This window comes from Shewanella sp. SM32, from assembly GCF_025654235.1.
Lineage (GTDB): Bacteria > Pseudomonadota > Gammaproteobacteria > Enterobacterales > Shewanellaceae > Shewanella > Shewanella oncorhynchi.
Map to the genome: position 1 here is coordinate 22804 of NZ_JAKKRO010000028.1, position 19505 is coordinate 42308.

General features: G+C 45.2%; 14 protein-coding genes and 6 tRNA genes. 15 read left to right on the forward strand and 5 right to left on the reverse strand.

The window, feature by feature from the left end; all coding sequences use genetic code 11:
• Positions 1 to 47: 47 nt before the first annotated feature.
• From L5M10_RS12825 to L5M10_RS12865, 9 genes are all read left to right on the forward strand, one after another.
• Positions 48 to 138, forward strand: a tRNA-Ser gene (locus L5M10_RS12825).
• 375 nt (positions 139 to 513) lie between these two features.
• Positions 514 to 604: transfer RNA gene (locus tag L5M10_RS12830), tRNA-Ser, on the forward strand.
• 478 nt (positions 605 to 1082) lie between these two features.
• Complete coding sequence (gene uvrY / locus L5M10_RS12835; protein ID WP_006082070.1) at positions 1083 to 1727, forward strand: UvrY/SirA/GacA family response regulator transcription factor; 645 nt, start codon at positions 1083 to 1085, stop codon at positions 1725 to 1727.
• A 103-nt stretch (positions 1728 to 1830) separates the two neighbouring features.
• Positions 1831 to 3660 (forward strand): excinuclease ABC subunit UvrC, encoded by a 1830-nt coding sequence (uvrC, locus tag L5M10_RS12840; protein WP_263181527.1) that lies wholly within the window; start codon positions 1831 to 1833, stop codon positions 3658 to 3660.
• 47 nt (positions 3661 to 3707) lie between these two features.
• Complete coding sequence (gene pgsA / locus L5M10_RS12845) at positions 3708 to 4256, forward strand: CDP-diacylglycerol--glycerol-3-phosphate 3-phosphatidyltransferase (protein ID WP_028759642.1); 549 nt, start codon at positions 3708 to 3710, stop codon at positions 4254 to 4256.
• A gap of 214 nt (positions 4257 to 4470) precedes the next feature.
• Positions 4471 to 4546: transfer RNA gene (locus L5M10_RS12850), tRNA-Gly, on the forward strand.
• 43 nt (positions 4547 to 4589) lie between these two features.
• Positions 4590 to 4663, forward strand: a tRNA-Cys gene (locus L5M10_RS12855).
• A gap of 49 nt (positions 4664 to 4712) precedes the next feature.
• A tRNA-Leu gene (locus tag L5M10_RS12860) sits at positions 4713 to 4799 on the forward strand.
• Between the two features lie 137 nt (positions 4800 to 4936).
• Positions 4937 to 5023: transfer RNA gene (locus L5M10_RS12865), tRNA-Leu, on the forward strand.
• Positions 5024 to 5488: 465 nt separating this feature from the next.
• Here the strand turns inward: L5M10_RS12865 and L5M10_RS12870 are convergent.
• Together L5M10_RS12870 and pepE are read right to left on the reverse strand one after the other, a co-directional pair.
• On the reverse strand, positions 5489 to 7072 hold the full coding sequence (locus L5M10_RS12870; protein ID WP_411569342.1) for a glucan biosynthesis protein G: 1584 nt from the start codon (positions 7070 to 7072) through the stop codon (positions 5489 to 5491).
• Between the two features lie 452 nt (positions 7073 to 7524).
• Positions 7525 to 8238: a dipeptidase PepE gene (gene pepE / locus L5M10_RS12875; RefSeq protein ID WP_028759644.1), complete on the reverse strand. Its 714-nt coding sequence runs from the start codon at positions 8236 to 8238 to the stop codon at positions 7525 to 7527.
• 435 nt (positions 8239 to 8673) lie between these two features.
• Here pepE and htpX point away from each other — a divergent pair, with 435 nt between their 5' ends.
• On the forward strand, positions 8674 to 9537 hold the full coding sequence (gene htpX, locus L5M10_RS12880) for a protease HtpX (RefSeq protein WP_006082065.1): 864 nt from the start codon (positions 8674 to 8676) through the stop codon (positions 9535 to 9537).
• Positions 9538 to 9653: 116 nt separating this feature from the next.
• Here htpX and L5M10_RS12885 read toward each other — a convergent pair whose 3' ends face one another.
• Complete coding sequence (locus L5M10_RS12885; protein WP_263255384.1) at positions 9654 to 10607, reverse strand: LysR family transcriptional regulator ArgP; 954 nt, start codon at positions 10605 to 10607, stop codon at positions 9654 to 9656.
• A 125-nt stretch (positions 10608 to 10732) separates the two neighbouring features.
• Between L5M10_RS12885 and L5M10_RS12890 the strand changes: the two genes are divergently transcribed.
• On the forward strand, positions 10733 to 11350 hold the full coding sequence (locus L5M10_RS12890) for a LysE/ArgO family amino acid transporter (RefSeq protein WP_113940882.1): 618 nt from the start codon (positions 10733 to 10735) through the stop codon (positions 11348 to 11350).
• Between the two features lie 245 nt (positions 11351 to 11595).
• Here L5M10_RS12890 and bcp read toward each other — a convergent pair whose 3' ends face one another.
• Together bcp and L5M10_RS12900 are read right to left on the reverse strand one after the other, a co-directional pair.
• Positions 11596 to 12063, reverse strand: coding sequence for a thioredoxin-dependent thiol peroxidase (gene bcp / locus L5M10_RS12895; protein ID WP_113940881.1), 468 nt, complete (start codon positions 12061 to 12063; stop codon positions 11596 to 11598).
• Positions 12064 to 12066: 3 nt separating this feature from the next.
• On the reverse strand, positions 12067 to 12618 hold the full coding sequence (locus L5M10_RS12900) for a glycine cleavage system protein R (protein ID WP_028759648.1): 552 nt from the start codon (positions 12616 to 12618) through the stop codon (positions 12067 to 12069).
• A 172-nt stretch (positions 12619 to 12790) separates the two neighbouring features.
• On the opposite strand from L5M10_RS12900, the gene dapA reads away from it, so the two are divergent.
• From dapA to L5M10_RS12920, 4 genes are all read left to right on the forward strand, one after another.
• Complete coding sequence (gene dapA / locus L5M10_RS12905) at positions 12791 to 13675, forward strand: 4-hydroxy-tetrahydrodipicolinate synthase (RefSeq protein ID WP_263162991.1); 885 nt, start codon at positions 12791 to 12793, stop codon at positions 13673 to 13675.
• 3 nt (positions 13676 to 13678) lie between these two features.
• Positions 13679 to 14776, forward strand: coding sequence for an outer membrane protein assembly factor BamC (gene bamC / locus L5M10_RS12910; protein WP_219235331.1), 1098 nt, complete (start codon positions 13679 to 13681; stop codon positions 14774 to 14776).
• 368 nt (positions 14777 to 15144) lie between these two features.
• Positions 15145 to 16227, forward strand: coding sequence for an efflux RND transporter periplasmic adaptor subunit (locus tag L5M10_RS12915; RefSeq protein WP_028759651.1), 1083 nt, complete (start codon positions 15145 to 15147; stop codon positions 16225 to 16227).
• Positions 16224 to 19319, forward strand: a complete 3096-nt coding sequence (locus tag L5M10_RS12920) for an efflux RND transporter permease subunit (RefSeq protein WP_263255385.1) — start codon at positions 16224 to 16226, stop codon at positions 19317 to 19319. The genes L5M10_RS12915 and L5M10_RS12920 overlap by 4 nt, the downstream gene beginning before the upstream one ends.
• The last annotated feature ends 186 nt before the right edge of the window (positions 19320 to 19505 follow it).

Sequence of the window (19505 nt, forward strand, 5' to 3'; positions counted from 1 at the left end):
TTAAGGGTTTACAGCAGAGTAGTAGATAGCTATTATCTCGCTCGTTCGGAGGGGTGGCAGAGTGGTTTAATGCACCGGTCTTGAAAACCGGCGTGGGTTTATAGCCCACCCAGGGTTCAAATCCCTGCTCCTCCGCCATATTCACGGAAAAGGCCATCAGTAATGATGGCCTTTTTTGTTTGTGCAATTTGAACCAAGGTTCCTCATTCTAAGTTCAGCTCCTCCGCCATATTTAGTCAAAATGCCGCTAAGCAATTAGCGGCATTTTGCATTCATATCGTTTGAACCCTTGTGTTCCTGATTTGAAGCGCAGCTCCTCCGCTATATTCACGGAAAAGGCCATCAGTAATGATGGCTTTTTTGTTTGTGCAATTTTCATTTCAGTTTTCTCATCCTAAGCCCTTTGTTGTTCACGGCTTTCGATTTAAGTGAATATGAAATAGTCAATCAACGCTATTAACCATAAATTTAAGTTTACAGTGGCGACAGAGATAGCTATTATCTCGCTCGTTCGGAGGGGTGGCAGAGTGGTTTAATGCACCGGTCTTGAAAACCGGCGTGGGTTTATAGCCCACCCAGGGTTCAAATCCCTGCTCCTCCGCCATATTTTACAAAAAAGGCCATGTTTATTCATGGCCTTTTTTGTGTGTGAAACTTGAACTAGGGTTCTCCATTCTAAGCGCAGTTCTTACGCCTTTTTGCATTTAAGCTATTTAAAAACCTTAGGTTCCTGATTCTAAGCGTATATCTTCTGCTATATTCACGTGAAAGGCTATCAGTAATGATGGCCTTTTGTTTTTCTTGAACTGAAAAATTGCCTATATTTTCTGGATACTTTGATATCGATTTAACAGGGATTTTAGGCTGGTCATTCTGGGGTTATTGCTTCGTTTTTAAACGCTTTTTATTGGTATGCTATTCTGGAATCCTTCCTTTAAATATCATCTAGTTAACAATGTTGAATTTATGCTTTGCGAAATGGGGTTGTTGGGCTAAATTAGCCTTATGAACTCGTTATCCGTTTGCCATGTTGCTTTGTTTAACACACGGATCGAGCTGTAAATTGTAAAAGGTGGGTTAAGTTGATTTCGATATATTTGGTTGACGATCATGAGCTTGTGAGAACTGGGATCCGCCGCATCTTGGAAGATGAACGTGGGATCAAAGTCGTGGGCGAAGCCCCTGATGGTGAGACTGCGGTGCAGTGGGCTCGCCAGAATGAAGCGGATGTGATCTTAATGGATATGAATATGCCTGGGATGGGCGGATTGGAAGCCACTCGAAAAATTTTACGATATCAACCCCATGCAAAAATTATTGTATTAACTGTACACACGGAAGATCCGTTCCCAAGTAAGGTGATGCAGGCTGGTGCTTCGGGCTATTTAACAAAAGGAGCGACGCCGCCGGAAGTATTGCAAGCGATACGTCAGGTCTCTCGCGGACAACGTTATTTGTCCCCAGAAATTGCCCAACAGATGGCGCTGAGTCAGTTTAATCCCGCCGATGAAAACCCGTTTAAGTCTTTGTCCGAGCGCGAGTTACAGATCATGTTGATGATCACCAATGGCGAGAAGGTTAACGATATTTCTGAGCAACTGAACTTAAGTCCTAAAACCGTTAACAGTTACCGTTATCGTTTATTTGCTAAGCTGGGGATCAGTGGTGATGTCGAACTAACGCGGTTAGCTATTCGCTATAAGATGTTGGATGCTGGCCATTTTTAATGGAAAGTGGATTGCGTTGGTCGATGACTTTAATCTAGCGAGTTCTTGGGTTATATGTTCCTATGTTGTTTGTGTTAAGTCTCCAAAACTGTGGGTGTGAATGATGTCTAATGAATTTAACGCCCAAAGTTTCTTACGTACTGTTTCATCCTCCGCTGGGGTTTATCGCATGTATGACGTCAAGAATGACGTCATTTATGTGGGTAAAGCCAAAGATCTTAAAAAACGGCTCACCTCGTATTTTCGTAAAAACCTCGGTAATGTTAAGACCCAAGCCTTAGTTTCACATATTCACCATATTGATGTGACGCTGACCCACAGTGAAACAGATGCTCTGTTGCTTGAGAATGATTACATCAAGCAATACATGCCAAAATACAATGTGTTGTTGCGTGATGACAAATCTTACCCTTACATCTTATTAAGCCAGCATGAGCACCCAAGGCTTGCCTATCATCGCGGTCCGCAGCGGGAAAAAGGCCACTATTTTGGTCCTTATCCCAATGGCGGTGCTGTGCGTGAAAGCCTGCATTTGATGCAGAAGCTGTTTCCTATTCGTCAATGTGACGATCTTTACTACAAATCGCGCTCACGCCCTTGTTTGCAATATCAACTGTCTCGCTGTAGCGCGCCCTGCGTGGGCAAAGTCAGTAACGCTGATTACGATGAGCAAGTGAAATTAGCCAGCCTGTTTTTAAAGGGGAAAGATCAGCAAGTGATCAGCGCCTTGGTTGATAAAATGGAACTTGCGGCCGAGCAGCAAGCCTATGAACAGGCTGCACGATTTCGCGATCAGATCATGGCGCTGCGTAAAGTTGCCGAGCAACAGGAAGTCTCTAATAATAAAGGCGATATGGATGTTATTGGGGTGCATTATGCGTCAGGCATCGCCTGTTTCCACCTGCTATTTATCCGCGAAGGTAAAATTTTTGGCAGTCGTAGTTATTATCCTTCAGTGCCAGCCCAAACTGATATGGATGAGGTGCTACGCTCCTTTATCCTACAGTTTTATTTAAATGCAGATATTCAACGCACTATTCCAAAAGAAGTGGTGATTAGCCATAATTTTGAAGAATTACATGAACTTGAAGCGGCGATTTCAGAGGCGCTAGATAAAAAGTTTTCGATTAAGACCAATGTTCGCGCCGACAGGGCGAGCTTCTTACGTTTAGCCGTGACTAATGCGACGAATGCAGTGGTTACGCGCCTGTCCCATAAGAACACCGTCGAACAGCGTTTTGTGTTACTCGAAGAAATCTTAGAGTTGAGTGGGCCTATCCAGCGGATGGAATGTTTCGATATCAGTCATACCATGGGGGAGAGCACCGTTGCCTCCTGTGTGGTGTTTAATCGAGAAGGACCGCATAAAGGCGAGTATCGTCGTTATAATATTGACGGTATTACGCCGGGTGATGATTATGCGGCGATGAAGCAAGCGGTGAGCCGACGTTTCGATAAAATTGAAGCGGGCGGCAAAATCCCTGACATTCTGTTTATTGATGGTGGACTAGGGCAGTTGCGTATTGCCCAAAAGATAGTAGATGAAAAGTTTGTTCATTTGGATAAAGCGCCGCAGCTTATTGGGGTGGCGAAAGGTGAGGGCCGTAAACCTGGGCTTGAAACCTTGATCTTAGGGGATACCGAAACTAGCTTTTCCCTCGAAGGGGATTCGCCAGCACTGCACCTTATCCAACATATTCGTGATGAATCCCATCGATTTGCAATCACTGGCCACCGTAACCGTCGCCAGAAAACCCGTAATACTTCAACACTGGAATCTATCCCTGGTATTGGTCCTAAACGTCGTAAAGCTTTGTTACAGCATTTAGGAGGCTTACAGGAAGTGAAAGGGGCAAGTGTGGCGGAATTAGTCAAAGTACCAGGGATCAGCATAGAAATGGCACAAACCATTCATGATGCATTGCGAGGGTGATAAAATTAAGGCAAGATTGGCGCTGCTTTTGACTAACTGGTTTGATCATGCCGTTTAACTTACCTATAGCATTAACTCTTTTCAGGCTTTTTTTACTGCCCATTTTTGTGGTGCTGTTTTATTTACCCTATGACTGGACCCCTTTTGTTGCCGCATTTACCTTTTGGCTCGCGGCGTTAACGGATGCATTAGATGGTTATGCTGCCCGTAAATTGAAACAATTAACTCGTTTTGGCGCTTTTCTTGACCCAGTCGCTGATAAATTGATGGTGATTACAGCTTTAGTTTTGTTGGTCGATCAATACGCGAATATCTGGCTGACATTGCCCGCCCTGTTTATGATAGGTCGTGAGATTGTCATTTCAGCGTTGAGGGAATGGATGGCTGAAATTGGTAAACGTGGTACTGTCGCCGTGTCTTGGATTGGTAAATATAAGACGGCTGCGCAAATGGTGGCAATTATTGGTCTGATTTGGCAATACAATCCTTTAATGACTAATGCCGCATTTGTACTGTTATATATCGCCGCTGTATTAACGTTTTGGTCAATGATGAGTTACATTTTAGCCGCTTGGAAAGATCTTACTGCTGAATAGTGCAATAAAAAATCAAAGAGATTATTTAGTGTGCAAGCAGTAAGTTATCGATAAAACAGCGGTTGACACTGGGTGGTAAATCGGTAGAATGCCACCCCGTAGACAAGAGGCAATGTGCAAACAAAGTCTTAACGTTACCCTATATTGATGTTTGATATTAGCTAGATAATAAAGTGAAATGCTTTGTTTATCTAAGTTAATAGCAAAATAAGATGCGACATTAGCTCAGTTGGTAGAGCGATACCTTGCCAAGGTATAGGTCATCGGTTCGAACCCGATATGTCGCTCCAATATTTTTAAAGTCTAATTCTATCGACATGAGTTAGCAACTATGGCGCGATGGCAGAATGGCTATGCTGCGGATTGCAAATCCGTCGATCTCGGTTCGACTCCGGGTCGCGCCTCCATAGATTAAAGTATTAATGACACGATTCCCGTCGTTAATATCAAGAGTTTGCCCGAGTGGTGGAATCGGTAGACACAAGGGATTTAAAATCCCTCGCTGGTAACAGCGTGCCAGTTCAAGTCTGGCCTCGGGTACCATTATTTTGATAGTGATGGTAAAAATAAAGTCAGAATCTTCAATAGGCTTTATTAAATAGATTTATTAGTGTAAAGCGTTAATTATTTAGAGTTAATAATATTTTTGACATGATTCCCGTCATTAATATTCAGCGTTTGCCCGAGTGGTGGAATCGGTAGACACAAGGGATTTAAAATCCCTCGCTGGTAACAGCGTGCCAGTTCAAGTCTGGCCTCGGGTACCAAAAAAGAAAAAGCCTCGATATTTATATCGAGGCTTTTTTGCATTTAGATTTCTACTTTTAGTCGGCATTCTTCGTGAGGGGTTTAAGGTCAAACTTGACTGACACACTTAACGTACTGCTTACTTTAGTTCGCAGAGGTCCTTGCGGCGACGCACATCAGGAGAGGCTAATAACCCTAAAATCACACAATAGTGCTACGTTTTAAGCTGATAGTGTCATTTGAATTAAGCCTGTAGTTATGTTGGCAGAGAAGTCGGGCGATAAGGTATGGGATTATGTTTGCTGAAAAGCAGGTCGTGAGTTTTTAGCCTTGGCTTGTTCTATTTATGCTAGAGATAAAACCTATAAATAGTAAGCCTATAAATAAAATCCTAGGTATAAAAAAGCGCCAGTAAAAACTGGCGCTTTTATTCATTTACTCGGTCAGTTTATGCTTGTTAGACAGTGATACTCGTGAATATCAGCTTATTGCCAATCATCGCTATTCCAGCGGTACAGCCAAGTCGCTGCAAGTGGTTTATCGTCTTTCTTAAGCTGTATTCTCAGTTCGGCTACATTGGTACTTTCTGGTTCGAAGCTGATAAATACTCGAGCGCCATTGATGTCTGGGTGGGCGACAATCCGAGACGACAGGATTTTACCTTTGCTGATGCTGGCATCGATGATAATATTATCAATATCTTGCGGCTTGATGTTACTGAAATCGATAAGTAATTCTTTGCCTTTTGCTAACACTTGCCCCTTAGTACTGCGGACTACACGTGCTTTTGACGCCGTAGAAGGGCTGTCGTTTGAGGCTGTTATGCGATAGGAGTATTTATAGGGCTGATCCTTTTTCAGTCCGCCTTGCGGCTCCCAATAGGCAACTATGTTGTCGTTGGTTTCAGCATTAGAGGGAATTTCAAGCAACACCAGTTGGCCTTTGCCCCAATCATTGAGGGGTTCAATCCATGCAGAAGGTCGAAGTTGATAGTTTGCACTCAGATCTTGATAGTCTTCAAATTTACGATGGCGTTGTATAAGACCAAATCCCTTTATATCTTCATCGCCAAAAGCACTGATCTGCAGTTTGTTAGGATTATTTAATGGGCGCCATAGGCGTTCGCCATTACCGCGATCAATTTGTAGGCCGTCGGAGTTATGTACTTGTGGGCGGTAATCGGGTTTATCTGAGTTATCGAGTCCGCCGAAGAGGAACATAGAGGTCAGCGGTGCAAGACCCACATGCTGGATATCTTTGCGTGGGAATAAGGTTACATCCACTTCGACACGTGATGGTGCACCGGGATAAATACCAAAACGATAGGCGCCAGTGACACTTTGGCTATCTAGCAGAGCATGAACCACAATTGCCGTCTGATATTTAGATGGGCGCTCGACCCAGAAACGCTTAAACAGGGGATATTCTTCACCTTTTGGCTGAGCGACATCAATCGCTAAACCACGATTAGACAAGCCATAGGTTTGCCCTTTAGAGAGCACGCGAAAATAGCTCGCACCTTGAAACATGATGAATTCATCTTTTATTTCATCATCATTGATAGGGTAATGTAAACGCACACCCGCGTATTGGCCCACTTGGGTGATGAGTTTTTCAATGGTGTCGTTAGGGACATCGAATGAAGCTTCTGTTAGCTCAATTGGAATAGCTTTGCTGTTTTCGACCACGTCGATATCGACAAGGTTTTTATAGAGAAAGCCTGGAGCAAAAAGTTGTACCGAAAATTTGGTCGGTGTTCCGCCCCAAATCGCGGCATTTTCTTGGTAATTGATTTTGCCATAGGTCGCGAAATCGAGATCAACCAGTTCTTTAGGTGCTTTTTTCGCTTCTTTAAATGGCTTTTGCGACAGTTGTTGAGCGAGTTCAATGACTGTGTCTTGGGAGAATTTTTTAGATTTCTTCTCTGGTGCAGGCGTTGGTGTTGTCTCTGCCGCTGCGGCATTGACGTTGCTTATGCCGACGACATAGACGATGGCGGTCAAGATGACAAAAGGTAGTTTTTTGAGTAATGCCGGATAACCGGTAGGGTAATTCATCATAAGATTCATTCGCAAAATGGAAACTCCTTACTAAAATGACGCTGATTCATAGGCACAATATATGCTTCAGTCTATCTAATCCCTAAATATTAATAACTTGTCTGCTATAAAATCCTCAGTCGTGGGATTCGAGTAGCTGAGGTGAGGGATAATTTTACCTGCGTAGCTAGATATTTGTAACATAAATTATGCTTGGCGCTATTTTAGGTGCCGTTCTCAATACTTTGCGGTGTGATTTTACGATAAGTAATCGCAATTGGTACTGCAGTAAAAACTGTCTTGGCTGAGTTAACACTGTTCTCATTGAATTCAGTGGCGTTTTTACACAAAATTGGCGCAGTTGAATCGAGAGTGTTAATTAAAAACTTACAATATCAAATGGTTAATCTTAATTGTTGCTAATGAGTGATTAGGGCTCACGGTGTTAACTGTGAGCCCATTTAGATATGCTAACGTGGATATTAGGACTTGAGTAAGTGCGATAGGTCACTGCCCACAGGAATTAGGATCTCTTGCTGCTCACCACAGAATAAATACGCAGGTTTGTCACCTAAGAGTGATAGTGTGTCTCCTTGTCGCCACAAAGCTGAGCCTTCAACTATGCCGATCACTGGGGTTAATGGGTCGACTTTAGTGAATTCTAATAACCGTTGGGCACGGGTTTCACCATTGTGGCCCGGTGCTTGGTAATTGGAATAGTGTGGATTGAGCTGGAACGGCACTAAGTTTAATGCGTTGAACGAAGGCGGTTCGATGATCGGCATATCATTAGTGGTGCGAATACTCAGTCCCGATACGTTTGAACCCGCGCTCCAGCCGATATAAGGTTTACCAAGGGCGACTTGCTCACGAATAAGCGCGACCAGATCATAATGATATAGTTGGTGTAACAGGTGAAAGGTGTTACCCCCACCGATTAAAATTCCATCGGCATCTTTTATTGCTTGTTTAGGGTCTGGATGCTGATGAATACCACTAATATCGAGTTCAAGCTCAGCTAGCCCAGTCACGACAGACGCTAAATAAGTGTCATAACTCATGCTAACCCCTGCATAGGGGATAAAAATCCATTTTTGTGCGTTGGCGGTGAGCGGTTTAATAAAAGGGAGCGCGTGGGCAAGATAAGGCGTATCACCGACACGAGAGCTGCTCAGTAGTAGGGCGTTGATTGTCATTTTGTATCCTGAAATCTCGGAGTGTATTGGTATGTTAACAAAGATTAATTCCGATAAACATAGAGAGTTAAAGCAGAATTGCGCTCTAGCACGACTAGCGGCGGTGTTTTTCAAGATAGTGATCCCCACCAAGATAGAGCGTTCGGGGCATTCTACTTCTGTATTGCATCAATGCAAAAGTCAGTGATTGATGCGCCTTGAATTAAAGCTCTCAGAACGCGATGAAACTCGTCTCTTGAGGTTGCTTGGGCATAAGTTTAAGTTTCGATTAATATACTGTCCCTAGACTCTCGGCCATGAAAGGCAGTGTCTATATACGAGAAAGATAACCTATTTTAAAAACTCTTTTCTTTTACCACTTGAATTTCGATGATTTGGACATATTATGTCTTTGAACAAAGTTAAATGGCCTATTCTTGCCCTAAAGGAGCTGAAATGAAGCGTATATTTCTATTGATTGCGACTAACCTAGCTGTGTTGCTAGTAGCCTCAATTGTGATGTCTATTCTAGGCGTGAACACGTCTACTATGGGTGGACTGCTGGTGTTCGCTGCCATTTTTGGATTCGGTGGGGCCTTTATCAGCTTAGCCATTTCAAAATGGATGGCGAAAAAGACCATGGGTTGTGAAGTCATCACCACCCCACGTGACAGTACCGAACGTTGGTTAGTGGAGACGGTTGCCCGTCAAGCTAAGCAAGCGGGGATTAAAATGCCAGAAGTGGCGATTTATCAATCGCCTGACATGAATGCGTTCGCTACTGGTCCAAGTAAAGACAATTCATTAGTGGCTGTGAGTACGGGTCTGTTATATGGCATGAGCCAAGATGAAATTGAAGGCGTATTAGCCCACGAAGTGAGCCACGTTGCTAACGGTGACATGGTGACCTTGACACTGATCCAAGGTGTGGTTAACACATTCGTGATCTTCGCGGCCCGCGTGGTTGCTGGTATTATCAACAACTTCGTGTCGAGTAATGATGAAGAAGGCGAAGGTTTAGGTATGTTCGCTTACATGGCCGTTGTTTTCGTACTGGATATGCTATTCGGTATCTTGGCTTCAATTATCGTCGCTTACTTCTCACGTATTCGTGAGTACAAAGCCGATGAAGGTGCGGCACGTTTAGCGGGTAAAGGTAAGATGATTGCTGCGCTTGAGCGTTTACGCCAAGGCCCTGAAAGTACGGCAATGCCTGCACAAATGTCAGCCTTCGGTATTAACGGCAAACGTTCAATGGCAGAAATGATGATGAGTCATCCTCCATTAGAGAAACGTATTGCTGCGTTAAGAGCAAGCTAATAAAGAGTGAGTTAACTCTTAACTCTTAAATGTTAAATCTGAGTCTTTAAGACTCACTTGATATTAGATTGAAGGCTTTTAACATCGGGCTCAAACTTTGGTTTGAGCCCGATTTTTTATGCCTGCAGCAAATTATGCTGCGCTGTTGCCGCAAGGGCACGGTAAACCAGTGTCGTTTGCTTCGCTTTGATATTCCAATGCTGCCAAAACAGCGGCACGCGCATGCGCCGTTCTGGGGTGATCTCAATCAGTATCCCTTTATCGATTAATGGTTTAGCTTGTAAATGCCCAACGAGTCCATAACCTAAACTCAAGTTAATCGCTTCTAAAAAGCTTTCTGAGGAGGGGATCGTATGTTGCCACCATTGCCCTGGCGTCATATTGAAATACTGGGCGAGAAACTTCTCGTGAAGCTTATCTTTGGTGGAGAACACTACTGCTGGCGCCTTTGCTAACTGAGCTTGGTTGATGGTGTTGAATGACGAGGTGTTACTAAATGGTAAGGTTCCGCTAAATGACTGAGTATCGCTCAGATCGCTAAAATAGCGTGCGGCAAATTCGGGCGTGGCCACACATAGGTATTCCATGGTGCCTAAAAACTCACTGCTGCAACCCGCCATCGGCACTTCGGTTGTGGTGACACATCCGACCGCTTCACCATTTTTCAATAGATGATGGGTGTAAGACTCATCATCGACAATTAATTCCAATAACCAAGCGTGGCGACTGAACATGCCTGCTAGCGCAGGTAAAAACCACGTGGCCAAACTGTCGGCATTCACAGCGATGCGCACTGTGGTTGGATGGTTGGGATCGTTGGCGTCCATCTCGGCTCTTAATTCACTCTCGAGTAATTGTACCTGTGAATAGTGGCGCAACAGGCGCTTACCTGTGGGCGTTGCGACCACAGGATTGGAGCGAATAAGCAGTGACTGACCGACTTTTTCTTCAAGTTGTCGAATGCGCTGTGATACCGCCGACTGGGTGATGTGCAGCACTTTGGCGGCGCGGTCGAAGCCGCCTTCCGAGACTACAACGGCGAGCGCTTTGAGATTCGCGTATTCCAGCATAGTCATCCTCAAATGAGTGTGTTTGGACGGTTATTAATTTTACTTATGATACATAAAAAACATTAGTTATATTAATTTTGTTGTTTTGACTATGCTAGCGCCTTCTTTGAACATGAGAGGTGGTTATGCAAGCGGCATTTATACAGGGTATGGGGATTGGTGGGAGTTTGATTATTGCTGTGGGCGCACAAAATGCCTTTGTGCTCAAGCAAGGCATTAAGCGCTCGTACACATTACCGATTGCCTTGCTCTGCTCTATCATTGATGCGCTGATGATCACTGCGGGTGTCGCGGGGCTAGGACATATTATTGAGTCGTTTCCCACTATTAAGCATGTGGCGAGTTTCGGTGGCGCCGCGTTTCTACTTTGGTATGGTGCGAATGCGCTAAAGGCGTCGTTTGTGGCTAAGGGCATTGAGATGGATCAGGCCGATAATGCGGACACATTTAAGAAAGCCGTACTGACGACGCTTGGGATCAGTTTACTTAATCCGCATTTGTATCTTGATACTGTGGTGTTGCTCGGCAGCATTAGCACTCAATTTGATGATTTCGATCGGCCTTGGTTTGGCGCGGGTGCCGTACTGGCATCATTTATTTGGTTTTTTGGCTTAAGTTTTGGTGCGCGTTTGTTAGCGCCAATTTTTACTCGCCCAGCGGCATGGCGTTACCTTGACCGTTTTATTTGGTTAACCATGTGGAGCATTGCCGCTGCGATTATTTGGCCCTATGTGGCAGGATAAACCGACGTTGTGATGCCATAGAATACGGGCATAGCTGAATGCTTTTGCGGTTTTTTCGCTCGGTTTGACTGCATCTTGTGATATGAAAGTGAAAATTTTTCATGAAAAAGGTCCTGATTTCAGGACCTTTTCGTTATCGATTGCCGTTTATTTATTCAGGCTACCAAGATCAACTGACAACGTTTACACTTTTGTGCCGATTAAAGCAGCAGCTTGAAGCCTTGTATTCGTCGTCATATTAGTCATTAACCCGCGATTTGCGCGAGTACGACTTCATGGTGATCTTTGGTTTTAAACTTATCGAATACGTGGGCGATGGTGCCGTCGGTATTGATAAGGAAGCTTAATCTGTGGATGCCATCATAGGTTTTTCCCATGAATTTCTTTTCACCCCAGACCCCAAAAGCGTCGGCGACACTGTGGTCTTCATCGCTCAGCAAAGTGAAGTTGAGTGCTTGTTTCTCTGCAAATTTAGCCAGTTTAGCCACAGGATCTGGGCTAATGCCAAATACAGTGACATTATGACTATCGAGCTCGGCTTTACTGTCACGTAGACCACAGGCTTGAACTGTGCAACCCGGCGTTGATGCTTTCGGGTAAAAATACACTAAAACAGGGCCTTGCTTAAGGCTGTCTGCCAGCGATACTGAGTTACCATGTTGATCTTGCAGTGTAAAGTGAGGCGCTTTTGCCCCAGCCGTTAAGGTATTCATCTATTATCCTCTGTCCTCTAAGATGGCAGTGCCTTCCATACGACGAATAGTACAATCTAAGGTCATATCTTGGGCGAGCTGATAGATACTCTGTTCGAGCTTTTCTAGTTCAACTTTTTCAGGAATATTAATGGTTAGCGACACATTTTGCGTTTGTTCACCACCGGGGAGTTCCTCAGAAAATGAACGTACTGCGGCAAGATCTAATGACCTGTCAGCAAGGAACTGGGTAATACGTTTAATGGTGCCGCGTTGGTCCTTACCCGTGAAGCGTACTTCGAGGCGAGAAAGGTAGTTTTGTGGTGTGTGTTTAGAGGTGCGTTTCATCACCGTCAGCAGTTCTAACTCAACGCTGAGACTGGGGAACATACTTTCAATTTTCGTTATTGATGCCCACGAGCCAGACAACATCATGATCAGGGTAAATTCGTTACCAAATAATGCCATACGGCTGTCGACGATATCGCAGTCACAGTCACTGGCAAGTCGAGCTAGTTTACTTACAAGTCCAGGACGGTCGAGACCCATCGCTGTTACGACCAGGAAATTGGTCATGAATTTTCCTCACTTTTTCGATATCATAGAGCGAAAACTCAGGGTTGAAGCTGAGTTTTTGTGCGGGATGTAATGCTACCATAACTAATTCAATTTGAGAGCCCCGTTAATGCTTGTCATTAGTGGTTGGCATCAGTACCATAGCGAATCCTGAAATCTTGGGGAAAGTCAGATGATAAACGGAAGCATCGTAGCCTTAATCACGCCAATGAACAGTGATGGCTCAGTAGATTTTGCAAGTCTTGAAAGGTTAGTCGAATTCCATATTGACCAAGGCACAGATGCCATTGTGGCCGTTGGTACTACTGGCGAGTCAGCGACTCTGCCTATGCCTGAGCATGTAGCGGTCGTTTCACAAACCGTTAAATTTGCTGCGGGACGTGTTCCTGTCATTGGTGGCAATGGCGCCAATGCCACATCTGAAGCCGTTGAGCTCACCAAGTCCTTATCTAAGGTGGGTGTTGCCGCTATGCTTGGTGTAACGCCATATTATAATAAGCCAACGCCTAAGGGATTGATTGCGCATTATAAAGCCGTGGCCGCTAGCACAGATATTCCACAAATTCTTTATAATGTTCCAGGCCGTACTGCCGTTGATATGCTGCCAGAAACTGTTGCCGAGCTTGTTAGCGTGAGCAACATTATTGGTGTAAAAGAGGCGACAGGTGACTTATCCCGTGTAAAACGTCTGCGCGAACTGTGCGGCGACGATTTCCTCTTGTATAGCGGTGATGATGCCACTGCCAGAGAGTTTTTACTCTTAGGTGGAAATGGCGTAATTTCTGTGGCTAACAACATAGTACCAAAGGCTTTTAAAGCTATGTGTGATGCGGCGCTCGCTGGCAATGCCGAGTTGGCTCAGAGCATAGATACCCCGCTGCGCGGTTTGTATAGCACACTGTTTTGTGAAGCCAACCCTATCCCAGTAAAATGGGCTGCCCATCGTATGGGTTTGATTAAATGTGGCCATATTCGTTTACCTTTGACTGAACTTTCTGAGCAATGTCATGGTCTGTTGATAGAAGCAATGACTCGTGCCCAGATAGAGGTTAAATAATTAATGTTAAAGAAAGTCACTCCACTGATCTTAGTTGCTGCTGTTGCAGCCTGTAGTTCGCCACTTGATCGCCGCCAAGCGAACGGTAACGACGACTATGTTCAGGCCGAGCAAGCACCTTTGCTTAAGATCCCCGCGGGATTAAAAACGCCACCCTACAATAAAGAATTCGATGTACCAGCACTGGGTTCTAAAGTGAATGCTTCGCTGTATGGCAAAAACTTAGATATCCGTCCGCCACTGCAAGTACTGCCAATGGCGGAGGGTACTCATGTAGAAGAGGGCAGTGACAACATTAAAATCGTGGTTGAATCCATCGACAATGCTGTGGATTTGAAACAAGAAATCTTCACAAACTTAGATGGTTTCTTTGCTCAAAAAGGTATTGCTGTTCGTAGCCGTGATTTTGACAAAGGCAACATAGAAACCGATTGGATTGAAAGCCGTGAAGTGATTGAATCGAGCATGTGGGGCTCGGATAAAGTTTATCTGTTGCGCCAACGCTATCGTTTTGACGTGGAAACGCGTCCACATGGTCGTACTGCAAATATCGTTATTCACTTAGTTGAACACGAAGAGTTCTACGACGATAAAGCGCAACAAGTTTTATTAAGCGGTGAAGATAAGCAAAGATACACTATTGATATGCTGAACAGCGCCATTGCGTATATCAGCGTTAAGCGCGACCAAGCGATCCAATCGAATCGTTTGAAGCAAACCTTAGGTATTAATGTTGATCTCGTGACGCCTGAAGAAGGTAAAGCTTACTGGTCTGCTAAAGCCTCTTACAAGCAAGTGTGGGATCGTCTACGCATAGTGCTACCAGAAATGGGCTTTGAAATTGCCGATATGGATAGTGCTAAAGGATTGTACTTTATCAAGTTTGACGATAACTCTGGTTTCTGGAGTTCATTGTGGGGCGAAGATAAGTTAGCACTGAAAGAAGGTAGCTACCGTTTACTGCTTGAAGATGGTGATACTCCAGAAGAAACGAAAATCTTCCTTCGCGATAACGAAGATCAGCCATTAAGCGATGAAGTGGTTAGCAATGTGTACCAGTCACTGTCAAACCTGATGAAAGAAGAACGTCAAATACGTTAATTTCAGCAGTTGACTAGAAAAGGGCGAATTATCGCCCTTTTTTATTGGCTGCGATTTGAGTTTTAAGCAGGGGATTGTCGATTATCTAGGCGATCTGTGTTTCAGGATTTAATTATCTATATACCAATCTTTTTCAAATGGTTTTAGTGATAAATGTTGATTTAGTGGCAATAAGTAAAATTAATCACTTAACAACCTTGTTATCGTACTGCATTCTGGCAACTCAACCATTGATATCGCCAAAGACACTTAATCATACATATTTTGCGCTATCAGCGTAATTTGTAAGAAAAAGTAAAACGTATTGATGCGATGATGTGAGTGAGTAAACTAGCCGTCATTAATGCGAGTCATTCCTTGGAAGCCCGATGAAAAAAATTATTCTAATAATCGCCATATTGGCCGCGGCATGGTTTGGATACCAAGCCATGCAACCGCAAGAGATTGCTGCAGCCCAGATTAAACTCATACCTAATGTGGTGATTGCCACTGCCGCTATGGCGCCCATTCGCGATGAAGTTGAAGCTATTGGTAGCAATAAAGCCACAGAATCTGTAACGATAACGCCTAAAGTTACCGACATGGTGATAGCGCTTAAATTTGACGACGGCGATATCGTTAAAAAGGGCGAGTTATTAGTCCAACTGCAAAATGCTGAGCAGATCGCTAAGGTTAAAGCCGCGCAAGTCAAAGTCAGTGATAATCAACGTGAATTAGCTCGGATCAGTTCGTTGGTGACTAGCCGCACTGTGGCCGAGTTAGAACGCGATAGATTACAAACCCTTATTGATACCACCCGTGCCGAGCTCGAACAGGCACAATCATCACTCAATGATCGCAGTATTCTGGCGCCTTTTAATGGCCGTTTAGGTTTACGTCAAATCAGTGTGGGCAGCTTAGTGTCACCCGGCACTGTGATTACGACATTGGATGATATTTCTACCATTAAGCTCGATTTTTCAGTGCCAGAGCGCTTTATTCAAGATTTAGAGCCAGGTAAAAAGGTGGAAGCCAAAGCGGTCGCTTTCCCTGATGTGACTTTCAAAGGTGTGGTGACATCGATTGATAGCCGTGTGAATCCAACCACGCGCACAGTGATTGTTCGCGCCGAAATTCCCAATCCTGAGCTGCGTTTATTACCGGGCATGTTGATGAAGGTCAAACTCATCAAGCGTAGCCGCGAGGCCTTGATGTTGCCTGAATCTGCCATTATCCCGATCCAAAACAGCCATTATGTTTATAGCGTCAATGCTGACAAGGTGATTGAACGTAAACAAGTCACTATTGGTATTCGCACCCGTGGCTGGGTGGAGATCTTAGACGGTTTAGCCTTGGGCGAAAATGTGGTGATCCGCGGCTTACTGAAAGTTCATCCTGGGGATAAAGTGCAAACTGAGTTCGCGGAAAAGTTTAGTTATCTTACTGATACGAACGCGGAGCCAAGTGTATGATCCTTACTGATCTCTCGGTCAAACGTCCCGTATTTGCCTCAGTGATCAGCTTGCTGCTGGTCGCTTTCGGGCTTGTCTCCTTTGATAAATTACCCCTGCGCGAATACCCAAACATAGATCCGTCAGTGGTATCTATCGACACGAATTACCGCGGTGCCAGTGCTGCCGTGGTGGAAAGCCGCATTACCCAATTGATTGAAGACAGGATCAGTGGCGTCGAAGGCATTCGTCACGTGAGTTCATCGAGCAGTGATGGCCGCTCATCGGTTACCTTAGAGTTTGATATTAGTCGTAATATTGAAGATGCAGCTAACGATGTGCGCGACAGGATCTCAGGTTTACTCGACAATTTACCCGATGAAGCTGATCCCCCAGAAGTACAAAAGGCCAATGGCAGTGATGAAGTGATCATGTGGCTCAATCTCGTGTCGGATCAAATGACGACCCTAGAATTGACCGATTACACCAACCGTTATTTGTCGGACCGCTTTTCGGTGGTCGATGGTGTGGCGCGGATGCGTATTGGTGGTGGTAAGGTTTACGCCATGCGCGTTTGGCTTGACAGACAAGCCTTGGCTTCTCGCAGTTTAACGGTTGCCGATGTTGAGGCCGCGCTCAGAGCTGAGAACGTCGAGTTACCTGCAGGTTCGATAGAGTCGAAGGAGCGGCACTTTACAGTGCGACTGGAGCGGGGTTATCGCACTGCCGAAGATTTCGCAAACTTAGTGATCACCCAAGGGGAAGACGGTTATTTAGTCAAACTGAGCGATGTCGCGCGGGTGGAAATTGGCTCTGATGAAGAGCGGATTATGTTCCGTGGCAACAAAGAGGCAATGATAGGTTTAGGCGTGTCTAAACAGTCAACCGCCAATACGTTAGAAGTGGCGCGCGCAGTGAACGCGCTGGTTGACAAAATCAACCCGACCTTGCCAGCGGGCATGTCGATTAAACGCAGTTACGATAGCTCAGTGTTTATCGAAGCCTCGATTAAAGAAGTGTATCAAACCCTGTTCACTGCGATGATTTTAGTGATTATCGTGATTTATCTGTTCCTTGGCAGTGTGCGCGCTATGTTGATCCCCGCGATCACTGTGCCAGTGTCTCTGCTCGGCACCTTTATTGTGCTGTATGCACTAGGTTATACCATTAACCTCTTGACCTTATTGGCGATGATCCTCGCCATCGGTATGGTGGTGGATGATGCGATTGTGATGCTGGAAAACATTCATAGACGTATCGAAGAAGGGGACTCACCGCTCAAAGCTGCTTTTCTCGGTGCGCGTGAAGTGGCTTTTGCTGTTATCGCGACCACACTCGTGTTGGTCGCGGTATTTATGCCAATCACTTTCCTTGAGGGTGATTTAGGTAAACTCTTTAAAGAGTTTGCCGTGACCATGAGTGCGGCCGTGCTGTTCTCTAGCCTAGTGGCGCTCACACTCACGCCCATGATGTGCTCTAAGTTGCTTAAGCCGAGCTCGCAGGATTCTTGGTTGGTACGTAAGGTCGACGGCATAATGACAAAAGTGTCAAACCGGTATCAATTGTCCTTAAAATCCGCCATGGCTCACCCGATATTAGTGTCGATTCTGGTGTTAGTCGCATTAGGTTCTAGTGTCTATTTAGTCCAAAAAGTACCGCAAGAATTTGCGCCACAGGAAGACCGTGGTTCGTTATTCTTGATGGTCAACGGGCCACAGGGCGCGAGTTACGAATACATAGAATCCTATATGAATGAAGTGGAAAACCGCTTGATGCCATTGGTCGAAACGGGTGATATCAAACGTCTGCTCATTCGTGCCCCCCGTGGCTTTGGCCGCGCGGCGGATTTCTCTAACGGTATGGCAATCATAGTACTGGAAGACTGGGGCAAACGTCGTCCAGTAAAGGAAGTTATCGTCGACATTAATAAACGTCTTGCTAATCTCGCCGGGGTGCAAGCGTTCCCTGTAATGCGCCAAGCCTTTGGTCGCGGCGTAGGTAAACCTGTGCAATTTGTGATTGGTGGACCTAGCTACGAAGAGCTTGCCCGCTGGCGCGATATCATGATGCAAAAGGCGGCACAGAATCCCAAATTATTAGGATTAGATCACGATTATAAAGAGACTAAGCCTCAACTTCGAGTCGTCATCGACAGAGACAGAGCCGCGAGCCTTGGAGTGTCGATTTCAAACATTGGCCGTACGTTGGAATCCATGCTGGGCTCACGCTTAGTGACGACGTTTATGCGTGACGGTGAAGAATACGATGTGATCGTTGAAGGCGAGCGCGATAATCAAAATACGGCGGCGGATCTGCAAAATATCTATGTTCGTTCCGAGCGCAGTCAGGAGCTTATTCCGCTGTCTAACTTAGTGACTGTGGAGGAGTTTGCCGACGCCAGTTCGCTGAACCGTTACAACCGTATGCGCGCGATCACCATAGAAGCCAGTTTGGAAGATGGTTATAGTCTAGGTGAAGCCCTTGATTATATGAATCAATTGGCGCGTACCTATTTACCAGCGGAAGCGGTGATTAGCTACAAGGGCCAATCCCTCGATTATCAAGAGTCGGGTAGCTCTATGTACTTCGTATTCATCCTCGCACTGGGGATTGTATTCCTCGTGCTCGCGGCGCAGTTTGAGAGTTATATCCACCCTGTGGTGATCATGCTTACTGTGCCGCTGGCTACCGTCGGCGCCTTAATTGGTTTGTGGCTTACGGGGCAGAGTCTTAATATTTACAGTCAGATAGGCATTATTATGCTGGTCGGGTTAGCCGCGAAAAATGGCATCTTGATTGTCGAGTTTGCTAACCAATTACGGGATAAAGGCGTTGATTTTGATAAGGCCATTATCCAAGCGTCAGCGCAGCGGTTACGACCTATCTTAATGACAGGGATCACCACTGCCGCTGGTGCCGTGCCATTGGTGTTGGCGGTAGGCGCGGGTGCTGAAACTCGTTTTGTGATTGGTGTAGTGGTGTTGTCTGGGATTTTACTGGCAACCCTATTCACTATCTTCGTGATCCCAGCCGCTTATGGACTCTTTGCCCGCAACAGCGGATCGCCCGAAGCCATCGCCCAACAGTTAGAAAAAGAATTAGCCGAAGACTAACGCCTCACTTAGGCTGATGTTGAAAGTACACTAAAGTCCTCACATAGGCGCTTGGTATTCATCAAGCGCCTTATTTTTCGCCATTCGAACCTCGTTTTAGCCCTTGCCCTTGAAAAGCAAATTTGGAGCCCCATTTAGTAAACACTAAGCGTTACTTTTACCAAATTGCGTAACAAATAAAGGAAA